The organism is Gillisia hiemivivida, assembly GCF_007997295.1.
GTDB lineage: Bacteria > Bacteroidota > Bacteroidia > Flavobacteriales > Flavobacteriaceae > Gillisia > Gillisia hiemivivida.
In genome coordinates, this window is sequence record NZ_VORY01000001.1 from 389,334 (window position 1) to 401,530 (window position 12,197).

The 12,197-nt window shown below is 38.8% G+C and carries 11 protein-coding genes; all 11 read right to left on the reverse strand.

Annotation, left to right across the window (positions count from 1 at the left end):
- Positions 1–19: 19 nt before the first annotated feature.
- A complete protein-coding gene (locus ES724_RS01710) occupies positions 20–1,045 on the reverse strand; it encodes a HesA/MoeB/ThiF family protein (protein WP_146928679.1) in 1,026 nt (341 codons plus the stop codon).
- The gene (locus tag ES724_RS01715; RefSeq protein ID WP_146928682.1) at positions 1,045–1,281 is read right to left on the reverse strand and encodes a MoaD/ThiS family protein; all 237 of its coding nucleotides are present in this window, start codon (positions 1,279–1,281) and stop codon (positions 1,045–1,047) included. The genes ES724_RS01710 and ES724_RS01715 overlap by 1 nt, the downstream gene beginning before the upstream one ends.
- Complete coding sequence (locus ES724_RS01720) at positions 1,278–1,883, reverse strand: nucleotidyltransferase family protein (protein ID WP_146928685.1); 606 nt, start codon at positions 1,881–1,883, stop codon at positions 1,278–1,280. The genes ES724_RS01715 and ES724_RS01720 overlap by 4 nt, the downstream gene beginning before the upstream one ends.
- Positions 1,880–3,034 (reverse strand): XdhC family protein, encoded by a 1,155-nt coding sequence (locus ES724_RS01725; RefSeq protein ID WP_146928688.1) that lies wholly within the window; start codon positions 3,032–3,034, stop codon positions 1,880–1,882. The genes ES724_RS01720 and ES724_RS01725 overlap by 4 nt, the downstream gene beginning before the upstream one ends.
- Entirely contained in the window at positions 3,031–4,185 is a 1,155-nt protein-coding gene (locus tag ES724_RS01730; RefSeq protein ID WP_146928691.1) for a cysteine desulfurase family protein, read from the reverse strand. Before ES724_RS01730 ends, ES724_RS01725 begins: the two co-directional genes overlap by 4 nt.
- A gap of 132 nt (positions 4,186–4,317) precedes the next feature.
- Positions 4,318–4,656: a winged helix-turn-helix domain-containing protein gene (locus ES724_RS01735; RefSeq protein ID WP_146928693.1), complete on the reverse strand. Its 339-nt coding sequence runs from the start codon at positions 4,654–4,656 to the stop codon at positions 4,318–4,320.
- A gap of 13 nt (positions 4,657–4,669) precedes the next feature.
- Entirely contained in the window at positions 4,670–6,793 is a 2,124-nt protein-coding gene (locus ES724_RS01740) for a xanthine dehydrogenase family protein molybdopterin-binding subunit (RefSeq protein ID WP_394345063.1), read from the reverse strand.
- Positions 6,794–6,961: 168 nt separating this feature from the next.
- A complete protein-coding gene (locus ES724_RS01745; protein WP_146928699.1) occupies positions 6,962–7,426 on the reverse strand; it encodes a (2Fe-2S)-binding protein in 465 nt (154 codons plus the stop codon).
- A gap of 669 nt (positions 7,427–8,095) precedes the next feature.
- Positions 8,096–10,276, reverse strand: coding sequence for a xanthine dehydrogenase family protein molybdopterin-binding subunit (locus tag ES724_RS01750; RefSeq protein ID WP_146928701.1), 2,181 nt, complete (start codon positions 10,274–10,276; stop codon positions 8,096–8,098).
- 22 nt (positions 10,277–10,298) lie between these two features.
- Positions 10,299–11,285: an FAD binding domain-containing protein gene (locus ES724_RS01755; protein WP_146928704.1), complete on the reverse strand. Its 987-nt coding sequence runs from the start codon at positions 11,283–11,285 to the stop codon at positions 10,299–10,301.
- A 64-nt stretch (positions 11,286–11,349) separates the two neighbouring features.
- Positions 11,350–12,150: a 2Fe-2S iron-sulfur cluster-binding protein gene (locus ES724_RS01760; RefSeq protein ID WP_146928707.1), complete on the reverse strand. Its 801-nt coding sequence runs from the start codon at positions 12,148–12,150 to the stop codon at positions 11,350–11,352.
- Between the last annotated feature and the right edge of the window lie 47 nt (positions 12,151–12,197).

Below are 12,197 nucleotides of genomic sequence, written 5' to 3' on the forward strand. Positions count from 1 at the left end.
AGCATGACGCAAGCAAATTTTAACTATCAAAAGTAGTTTCTGAAATTATAGTTTCTATTCCTCCTTCTACATTTGTAAGATTCTCGAAGCCGTATTCAGCCTTCAACAGATCCACAACTTTTTTGCTTCTCTTACCCGACTGGCAAAAGACTGATATCTCTTTCTCCTTAGGAATTTCCCATATGCGTTCATCTAGATCGCTGAGTGGGATTTGAATTACTTTTGCTGAATTAATTCTAGGCTGTTCAAAAATCTCACGGATATCTAAATACAACCTGGATTCATCACTTATCTTGCATTCAATTTTCACCGGAATAATTCCATTTTTTTTCACTTTTTCGATCTCTTCCGGTTTTTTCTGAATATTCAAAATTTGTTCTGATCCAGACAGCAGATTCGACAACTTCAGTTTTCCTGAAAGCACATTTCCAACACCCAAAATTATCTTGAGAGTTTCCATCGCCTGATGCATTCCAAATATTCCTGGAACTACTCCTAAAACTCCGGTTGCCTCACAACTTACATTTTGCCTAGTCGTTTTCGGAAAAAGACATCTGTAACTAGGCCCATTTTTATAATTAAAAACCGAAAGCTGTCCTTCATTTTTATAGATCGATGCGTATACCCATGGTTTCCCTGTTAAAATACAGGCATCGTTGATCAAATATTTCGTTTCAAAATTATCGGTACCATCCAGGATAAGATCATACTGACTGAAAAGCTTTTCCGAATTTTCAATAGTTAAAGCTTTTTCGATCGCAACCAATTCTATTTCACTATTCAATTGCTGTAACTTTTCCTTAGCAACTAATGCTTTTGACTTTCCAATATCATCCTCATTATATAAAACCTGACGGTGCAAATTGGTAATGGAAACTTTATCATGATCCATCAATCCTATCTTTCCTACACCAGCACCTGCGAGATATTGGGCTGCAGGACATCCAAGTCCGCCCACGCCAACGATCAATATGCTGGCATTGCGGAGTTTTTCCTGTCCGGAAACTCCAACTTCATCTAATTTTATTTGCCTGTCGTATCTCATCAGCCTCCTGCAAATGGTGGTAAAAACGCCACCTCATCGCCCTCTTTTAGTTCTACTTCTTTATCTAAATTCTGATTCACGGCAATTTGTACCGATTCTGCATCCTGAATCTGATATTTTTTGATCTGCTGATTCTTTAGATCTCTAACAGATAATCCCTGCTGTAGTTCTAAAACTTCTTCGCTTTTACCGGCAGATTCAGCGATTACTCCAAAATATTTTAAGGTCACTTTCATTCTTCCATTTGTTTTAAAAGTTCTACATCTTCCGCAGTATCGACATCAAAATTTCCCATTTCGAATTTCACGATCTCGAAATCTAATTTCTGATCATGAATGAGTTTTTTGGCTCCCTGATCTCCTTTCAATTCTTTCAAATCATGAAAAACTTCCGCAGAAAAAATTGCAGGAACTCCAATATCTCCGGCATATTCTGAAAAGGTAGCTTGACTATTTTTGTCCAACTGAACCTGTATCAATGCCTCAATACTTTCTCTGCTCACAAAAGGTTGATCTGAAAGTAAAATCACTATATGGTCCAACTCATTTAATAATTCCTGAGACCTCAACACGCCTTCCCTGATGCTAGAAGCCATTCCTTCTTCCCAGTTCTCATTTATCAAAATCTCAAATCCCTTTAAATCTATTTTACGTTCTATTTCTTCTTTCCTTGCTCCCAGCACTAAAACTTTGATGTCAAAATCCAACAAATCTGAAATATCAATCGCATGTTGCGCTAATGATCTGCCTTTGAATTTTACCAATTGCTTGGCATATCCAAGTCTACTGGAAGAACCTGCCGCAAGAATCACAACTCCTATTTTAGCATTCTTTATCAAACCTTTATTTCTTTGAAATGATTGTTTTTCTTCTCATGAATAGGTTCCGACTTCTCTCTTAATGGTCTTGCACTGGTTTGTGTCAATACCGATTGGATTTCAGATAGAATTGAAAGTCCGATTTCTGCAGGTGTTTCTGCACCTATTTCCAAACCTATAGGCGCATGGATCTTATTCCTATTTTCTTTAGAAAGTTCAATACCCTCATTTTCCAGATCATTTTGCATCCGCTCGTATTTCTTCAATGGACCTAAAATTCCGATATATGGAATTTGGTCTTCAGTCAGCAAAAGTTTCAACACCGCTAGATCATAATTATAATTATGACTCATCAGCACAAAGCAACTATGTTGATCTATCTCTATTTGTTCCAGCGTTTGTTCAGGTTTTGTTACAATTACCTGACAAGAACTGGTAAAACGTTCTTTATTCGCATGCGTTGGTCTGCCATCAGTGACGATCACTTCCCATCCAAGTAAATCTCCCTGTTGTGCCAAGATCTGAGCATCATTCCCGGCTCCAACTATGATCAATTTTATTGGAGGCTGATAATTCTGAATGAATAAATGATGCGTTTCTCCGTTAATAGAAAATTCAGAAAAATGTGATCTCTTATTTTCCAGAGTTAATTGAGCTTGCTCCAGAATAAGGTCTAATAGTTCGTTTTCCGGTTTTCTACCTGTATATTCTGAATTTTCATCGATCAACAAAATTGTTCCCGTTTGCTCTTTAGATCTGTCTAAGTTGAACTGAACTGCGATTGCTAAAGAATTTTTCTGTGCAAGGACAGATTTGAGCAGTTCACATGAGTTTAGGCTATCCTCATAATCCAAAGGCTCAAACAACACCTGAATGATGCCGTTACAACCTAACTGCGCACCTATCAAAGCATCATCCTCATCACTGGTGTCATACGTGATCAGTTTGTTTTTCTGCTGATGCAAGGCGTGTAAAGCTTTTCTAAGCGCATCGCCTTCCAGGCAACCACCACTGATGGCTCCGGTAATATTCCCAAATTCATCCACCAGCATTCTCGCTCCGGCACGTCTATAGGAAGAACCTTCCACATGAACAACGGTCGCCAGCACGCATCCGATTCCCTGAGATCTTAAATTTTCGTATTGCGATATGATGAAATCCAACTCTCTCATACCACCGCTTTTTTTAATTGATCCACTGTATTTCTTATCTCGTCCGAAGCAAATTCAATATCGGCTAGCGTAGTAGTTCTACCAAGACTAATTCGAAGCGAGGATAATGCAAGCTCATCGCTTAATCCCATCGCTTTTAATACGTGGGATGGATTTATCAAATTCGATGTGCAAGCAGAACCACGGGAAACAGCTAGACTGTTCAGTTTTCGAATTAATTGATTTCCATCACTGTTTTCAAAAGAGACATTCGTTGTATTTGGAAGTCGGTCGCTATGCTTCGAATTAATGTGGACTTCTTCTAGTTCTTCCAAAAGCGCTTCAAGCCTATTTCTTAATTTTGATATTCTGATGGATTCCTCTTGCATTTCTTCAGAAGCAATTTCCGCAGCTTTTCCAAAACCAACAATTCCGGGTACGTTCAAAGTTCCTGGACGCATTCCTTTTTCTTGACCTCCGCCAAAAACGGTTTGATCAACCTCTACTTTATTCTTTTTATTAATATATAACGCACCAACGCCTTTAGGTCCGTAGAGTTTATGAGAAGAGAAAATGGCAAAATCTAAATTCAGTTCTTTCAGATCTACAGGAATCTTCCCAACCGCCTGAGTGATATCGCTCATCAACTTTGCCCCTTTCAAATGAACAATTTTCTCGATCTGTTGTATTGGATGAATGAGTCCGGTTTCGTTATTAGCAAGCATCAAACAAACCAGAATCGTTTCCGAAGTAATGGCATGCTCTAATTCCTCAAGATCGATAGTTCCTTCAGCATCCACATCCAGATACCTGATCTGGAAACCTTCATTTTCCAGCGCCTGCATGGTATCCAGAATGGCTTTATGTTCAGTTTTACAAGTAATAATATGTTTTCCTTTTGAGCTGTTCCTTTTACAAAAACCGAAAAGTGCAAGATTCGCAGCTTCCGTAGCACCTGAAGTAAACGTGATCTCTGTAGGTTTACAATTTACCAGATTGGAAACCTGTTCCCTTGCGAATTCAACAGCTTCTTCAGCATCCCATCCAAAAACATGATCACTACTGGCATTGCCGAATATTTCAGTAAAATAAGGCAACATTGCATCCACCACTCTTTTATCTACCGGTGTGGTCGCATTGTAATCCAGATATATTTTATTTTTAGTGTTCATTAAAAGCGTTGTGTATTTAAAAACATATCGGTTTATAAATTTAATCCCTCATTGAGGGTTATATGCTCCGTACCGATAGCTAGCTATCTAGGTACCTCGAATTTTCAAAAGTATTTTTCTTAAGCTTTAATATTATTTTAAGATCTTCAGTGATTTGTCCTTTTGATCTATCTGTTGCCTTACTTTCAATTGAAGCTCCTCATATTCCTTCATGATTTCTAATGCGTAAGGACTTACTTCAGCACCTCCTCCATGTTGGCCTCCTTTTTTCAAAATTACCAATGCCTCTTCTGAAAATTGATTCAGTCTTTGAGCCATTGCCCAGGCTTTTTTGTAGGACATGTGCATTTTCACAGCAGCTTTGGAAAGGGAACCTTCCTTTTGAATCTGTTTAAGGAGTTCATGTGGTCCCGGTCCGTAATACTTTTCTCCATCTGCTTCTATCCAGCATTTGATCTTTAATTGCTTCATTCAAGCGGCATCTTTAGGTCTTTAAATCATCCTGCATGTGTGAAATAAATGGCTGATCATAAAATCGCTTTCCGGTTGCCTTGTAAAGCGCATTCGCTAAAGCACCCTGAATTGGCGGAAATGGCGGTTCTCCCAAACCTGTAGGATCTATGCCATTCTCTATAAAATAAACATCTATAGTTTTCGGTGCTTCTTTATGTCTTATAAGTCTGTAAGTATCAAAATTGCTTTGCTGTGGCACTCCATCTTTGAAGGTCATCTCGCTATATAGGGCATGACCAATTCCGTCTATCGTTCCGCCTTCAACCATATTTTTAGCAGCATCTGGGTTTACCACAATTCCGCAGTCTACAGCACAGGTCACTTTATCTACCAATGGCTGATTATTCTTTACCGATAGGTCTAAAATTTGCGCCACATAAGAGTTATGACAATAGTAGGCAGCAACACCTCTGCTCAATCCGGTAGTGTTATCCCAGCCAGATTTGTCTCTAGCTAGCTTTAGAACCCCAGCGTAACGGGCTGCATCATAATCATTTTCTTCACCAACAGGATTGCTTGCTGCCCGATCCAATAGATCTAAACGAAATTGAATAGGATCCTGATCCATTTCTTCGGATAATTCATCTAAGAAAGACTGTTCTGCGCCAGCTATAAAATTAGATCGCGGAGCTCTAAATGCTCCAGTTGAAATATTCGACTCCATACTCCAACTTTCAGCTAAATAGTTATCTATAGCTCCTGCCGGAAAACGATTCGCAAAAAGCGGACTTTCAGGGATTCCTCCTGCATTAACATGAAAAGCGGTTAGTTTATTATTGCCATCAAGGGCTGCACGATAAGTTACGTGGTAAGCCGGGCGGTATACCCCGTTGGTCATATCATCCTCTCGTGAATAAACAAGTTTGATGGGTGTTCCCATTTTTTGGGAAATCACAGCAGCTTCCACAAGGAAATGACCGTAAAGTCTGCGACCAAAGCCACCACCCATTCTGGTCATTTGAATGTCTATATTTTCTAGGTCAAATCCTAAACGTTTATTTACACTTAATTCAGCATATTCCGGGGTTTGGATTGGACCTAATAATTCGGCTTTATCTCCACTAACGTCTGCGAAAAAATTCATTGGTTCCATGCAGTTGTGAGACAGGAACGGACAGGTATAAGAACGTTCAATAACCCGAGCTGCATTTTTAAATGCCTTTTCAGGATTCCCATCTCGTCTAACAATTTCAGATTTTTTAGAACCTACATCTGCCATAAGGGAAGCATGTATCGAAGTGCTTTCCAATCCGCTGACACCATCCATTCCTGCAGATTTCTCCAGGATCTCAATTTGTTTAGTTAGTTCCGGACTTAAATCCCATTCCACCTTTACTTCTTTCTTAGCTTGCATAACCTGCCATGTACTTTCGCCAACTACTACAACAAGTTTGGAAAACGCTGCGACATCGCTCCATTCTTTCTCCATATCTTCAGGATAGGTGTCTATGGTGAAAACATCTTTTATGCCTGGCATTCCTTTCGCCTTCTCCGCATCCATAGTTTTGAATTCCATTCCAAAAGCTGGAGGTTGCACGATCATAGCGATAAGCATTCCCTCTTTGTAAGTGTCTATTCCAAATAAAGGTTGACCTGTAACTATTTTCTTGGCATCTACATTTTTACGGGATGTTCCAATAATTTTAAAATTATCGATATTTTTTAATTCCACTTCTTCGGGTATCTCAACATTCACGGCGGCTTTTGCGATCTCACCATATCCAATAGTTTTATCGGTGCCTTGGTGTTTAATAACTCCATTTTCCACGCTAAGTTCAGAAACTGGAACTTCCCATTGATTTGCTGCAGCAGTTAGCAACATTTGCCTTGCTGTTGCTCCGGCTGTTCTTAATGATTGCCAGCCTTGACGTATAGACTGACTTCCACCTGCAAGTTGACGGGTGAAAATTTCAGTATTTAAAGGAGCCTGTTCTACCACTACATTATTCCAGTCTACATCCAGCTCCTCAGCAACGATCATTGGCATTGAAGTTTTCACGTTCTGACCAATTTCCGGGTTTGGGGAATAAATAGTTACAATTCCGTTATCGCCAATTTTTAGATATCCATTTAGTTCAAACCATTCATCAGGCATTTGCATTGCCAGTTCTTCACTTCCTTCTTCTGCAGGTCCCTTACATGCTAGCCAATTAAATCCTATTATCAGTCCTCCTCCAGCTAAAGACACACTTTTGATAAATGATCTTCTGCCTAATGATGTTTTTACTTTAGTCATTTTTATGTTTTTGAATTAAACTGATAATTAGGCTATTTGAGAATCTGAAGCTGTTTTAATGGCTGCTTTTATTCTGGTGTATGTACCACAACGGCAAATATTTCCGCTCATGGCATTTTCAATATCTTTATCGCTAGGATTAGGATTACGTTCTAATAAAGCAGAAGCCGACATAATTTGACCTGCCTGACAATAACCACATTGCGGCACATCATGCTCCAACCATGCTTTTTGAACCGGATGATCTCCATTTTCTGAAAGCCCTTCAATCGTTGTGATCTTATTGTCTGCAGCTGCTGAAATTGGAAGTTGACAAGATCTTACAGCAGTTCCGTTAAAATGTACTGTACAGGCTCCACATTGGGCAATACCACAACCATATTTAGTTCCAACCAATTTTAAATGGTCTCTTAAAACCCAAAGTAGGGGAGTAGTAGGATCTACATCTACCGATAGGTTCTTACCGTTGATGGTAATACTGAATTCTGCCATGATCTTAAATTTTTCTAAAAATTAAGAAATTAATTGCTTACAATCCTAACCTTAGAATACTTATTATCTGTATCATCCGAAAGTTTTTTCTTAAACTTGAAAAAGTGATTTTGTAAGCAGGATTAATACTCACTCTTTTTATCTCAGGAAAACAACCCATTATTTTTGGTTTAAAAATCTTAAACTCATTGTCTATTTTTATCTGCCCTTCATTTATCTCACTGTTTTTATTTTAATGGAGTTCGTGAACCTTCGGTTTCTTGTGCTATGCTTTCCTCTCGCTTCACTCGTCGGAAGCAGTCAGAAACGAAGCAAAGAACCCGCCTGAACTTTTCGGGCAGGAAAGACGCCTTTTTTGAGGAAGGTTTTTGGCAAAAAAGCAAAAAACCTTCCTGAAATTTCCGTGGAACAACGATTAAAAAAATCTTCGTTCCTGAATCTGGGGAATGTCAGCAAATATTCTACAAAAAAGGATTAAAAAAAACCATCTACCGGATAGTAGTGACTTATTATCTGTTAAATGAAAAAGAGGCTATCTGAAAAGATTCTTTTCGTCAACCCGAACTTGTTTCAGGTTCTAACTTTGATTGAAAATCCGATTGTTAAGATTCTGAAATAAATCCAGAATGACGTTTTTATATCTTTACAGACAATTTCTTTCAGTTATTTTTAAGCTGTAACACCTTCTTCAAGACCAGCTTCGATCAGCTTTTCTGGAGTGATAGGTAGGCTTCGCATTCGTTTTCCGGTTGCATTAAATATGGCATTTGATATGGAAGCAGCTACACTGGTTATTCCAAGTTCACCAATTCCTTTTATACCCATTTTATTGGCGATCTTATCTTCTTCCGGAAGGAAGATCACCTCAATATTGGCCAAATCCAGATTTACTGGTACGTGATAATCTGCAAAAGAACGGGTGATAAAATTTCCAAAATTAGGTTCTACCCTAGTCTGTTCAGCCATCACCATGCCTACACCCATTGTTAAACCTCCTATGATCTGCCCGTAAGCGGTTTTTGGATTTAATATCTTTCCTGCTGAAGCTACATTCACCATTCTCTTAATTCGGTACATTCCCGTATCCTTATCAACCCAAACTTCAGAAAAGTTAGCTCCAAAAGAGAATACTGAGTATTTTCCGAATTCCGCAGATGGTTCAGCTATTCCCTCAGCTTCGAATTTGGTTAGTTGATTCTTTTTTAGAAGTTCAGAAACAGCAACTTCTTTATCTTCTGCTATATTTCTATTATTCTTAAGTGTTTTTATAGCATTTTCACAAGCAGCGCGGGCTCCATTACAAAAAGAAGCTGCTCCCCAAGAACCTCCAGAGCCAGGTGTTATGGGGAAATCGGAATCACCTAATTCTACATTTACTTGTTCTACCGGGATCTTTAAATATTCTGAAGCGGTTTGTGCGATAATAGTATAACTACCAGTACCTATGTCGGTTGCATCCATTTGAATAGTAGCAAAAACTTTATCTTCGTCCAATTCCAGAATTACTTTCGAATGCGTTTTCAGATATGGAGAATTTCTGGAGGCGGAACTTACACCGTAACCTATAAGCCAATTACCTTTTTTATTAGTACGTGGTTCTGATTTTCGGTCTTTCCAGCCAAATTTTTCAGCGCCAATTCTCAAACATTCCACCAATAAGCGGGAAGAAAACGGTCGGTTCTCATGAAGATCTGTTTGAGTATCGTTTTTTATGCGGAATTCTAAAGGATCCATTTTTAACTTCCATGCCATTTCATCCATAGCAGATTCCAATGCAAAGCTTCCCGTTGCTTCTCCAGGTGCTCTCATAGCAAACGGAGTTTGAATATTCATCGGGATCAACTTATAGGTTACCTCATTATTGGCCACATTGTACAACATCTTGGACACCATTCCGCAAGGTTCCTGATATTCCTGAGTAGTGGAAGTATGTGAAAGCGTTTCATGAGAAAGCGCTGTGAGCGTACCATCTTTTTTAGCACCTACACGCATTTTTTGCTCGTTCTGTTGACGCATGTTCGTATTGGTAAACATTTGGGTTCTAGTTACAGTAACCTGCACGGGTCTTCCAACCATTTTAGATGCCATTACCGCCAAAATCACATGTTGATCTAGGTTTAGTTTTGAGCCAAATCCACCACCTACAAAAGCAGATATTACACGCACATCTTTCTTTGGAATCTGGAATGTACCTGAGATAGCTATTTTAGCATCTTCAACTATTTGCTGACTTGAATATGCAGTCACTTTTCCATTATCCCAGGAAGCGATTACGGCATGCAATTCCATTGGATGGTGATGTTCAATTGGTGTATTATAGGTCTGCTCCACTACCATATCAGCTTCAGAAAACCCTTGCTCCATATTTCCTCTTGAATAATTTGAACCATTATCTGGAGTATAGGCTTTGGATTTCGACTTCTCAAAGTCGATAACTGCAGTGGGATCTTTTTTATATTCAAACTTTACTAAGCTAGCAGCATATTGTGCTTGTTCGAATGTCTCTGCCACCACAAGACCAACATATTCCCCATAATAATGCACTTTATTACTTTGCAATACTGGCGCAATACTATCTGTGGCAATTTCTGGCCTTACTCCTTCTAAAGTCTTAAGCTTTTCTGCATTCTTATAAGTAATCACTTTTAAGACACCTTCAAGCTTTTCAGCTTCAGAAGTATCTATAGAAACAATCTCACCTTTGGCGATCGTAGAGTTGATTCCTTGTCCATAAACTTTATTTTCTACTGGAAATTCAGATGCATATTTAGCCTTTCCCATCACCTTTAGATGACCTTCCACTCTATTTATAGCATTTCCAACTCCGGATGTATTTATTGACTTCGTCATAATTTTGTTTTTTGAGATTGGCTTATACTTTTCTTTCATATGCCTGGGTAAGCGCTCTTACAATTGCGTTTTTACCCATATCTACTTTCCATTTATTCGCTTCAAATGGTTTAGCATCCTTCATCTCCAATGCTGCAGCCGCTTCAAAATTAGATTGATTTGGTTTCTTCCCTACAAGGAATTCTTCAGCTTTTGTAAGCTTCCATGGGATATGAGCAACTCCGCCCATGGCAAGTCCAACCTTGTTGATCACTCCGCTTTCGACTTGTAATCCGGCAGCAACCGATAGCAATGCAAAAGCATAACTGGAACGTTCGCGTATCTTTAAGTAGTAATAATGATCTGAAAATTCTGGTTTTGGTAAATGAATCGCCGTGATCAATTCACCTGGCATAAGAGTAGTATCTTTTTCAGGCTGATCTCCCGGCAAACGATGAAGATCTGTGAATTCTATCATTCTGGAGGTCCCGTCAGGTTTTTGAACTTCAACAGTTGCTCCAATGGCCGCAAGAGCCACACACATATCTGATGGATTTGTTGCAATACAGCTATCACTATATCCAAAGATCGCATGTAAAGCATTCATTCCATTCAAGGCTCCGCATCCTGAACCTGGTTCTCTCTTATTACATGGCATAGAAACTTCAAAGAAATAAGGACAACGTGTGCGCTGCAACAAATTTCCTCCATTGCTAGCCATATTCCTTATCTGTGCTGTGGCAGCAGATAACATAGCCATGGATAGTAAGGGGTAATTGGTTCTTACTTCCTTATTATTGGCAGTTTCAGAATTACTAAGCATTCCGCCAAGTGTTAATCCGCCATTTTCATTAGAAGTTATTTTCTTATAATCGAGATTAGTAACATCGATAAGTTGATCTGGCCGCTCCACATTTTCTTTCATCAAATCCATCAGATTTGTCCCACCCCCGAGATAATGCGAAGTTGCTGTGAAAGCTTGAAGCGCCTGTTCTTTATTTTTTGCACTGGTATATGTGAATGGTCTCATGGTTGATTAATTTTAAAGTCTTGAAATGTTCAAATTCATTGGTTTTAAGGATAATCTTACCTGTTTAGGCATTCTTAGCCTTATCCATTTGTTCCTGTGTAGCAAATTCCCAAGTTGGCATTTCATCATTCCCGGTATGGACTTCTTTAAAGGCCTGTACAATATTATTGTAAGCACCGCATCGACAAATATTTCCAGACATTCTTTCTCTAATTTCTTCTTCTGAAAGTGTCAAACCAGATTGAATTTTCTTAAGATCTTCTGTTACATAGCTAGCTTCTCCATTTTTGGCTTCTTCTAATAGTGCTACAGAAGAACATATTTGTCCGGGAGTACAATAACCACATTGGAAGCCATCATGTTTTAGGAATGCCTGTTGCATTGGATGCATTTCGCCATTTTTCGCTAATCCTTCTACCGTTGTGATCTCTTTTCCTTCACATGTAGCTGCAAGCGTAAGGCAAGAAAGATTGCGTTTTCCCTCTATAATTACAGTGCAGGCGCCACATTGTCCATGATCACAGCCTTTTTTTGTGCCGGTTAGTCCAAGTCTTTCTCTAAGTGCATCAAGCAAAGAAGTTCGGGAGTCTAATGTTAATGGCTTAACCATATCATTCACCCTAAGATTCACTTTAACCTCATTTAAAAGTGCTGTTGTTTTCTCTGGCAAATCTTTCATAGTGCTGGCAAATAATTCTGAAGTAAAAAAAGAAGAAGCATAAATACTCAAGCTTGCTGCGGAAACTTGTTTTAAGAATTTTCTTCTTGAACTTCCATTAAGTCCCATAGCATCGAGAATCATATTCTCGTCATCACTCAAATTATCTGGATCTACAGCTTCATTCCACTTATCTATATCTTTCATAAACAATGTTTTAGGGAGGATATTCAGTATTTTTAAAAGTAAAGAAA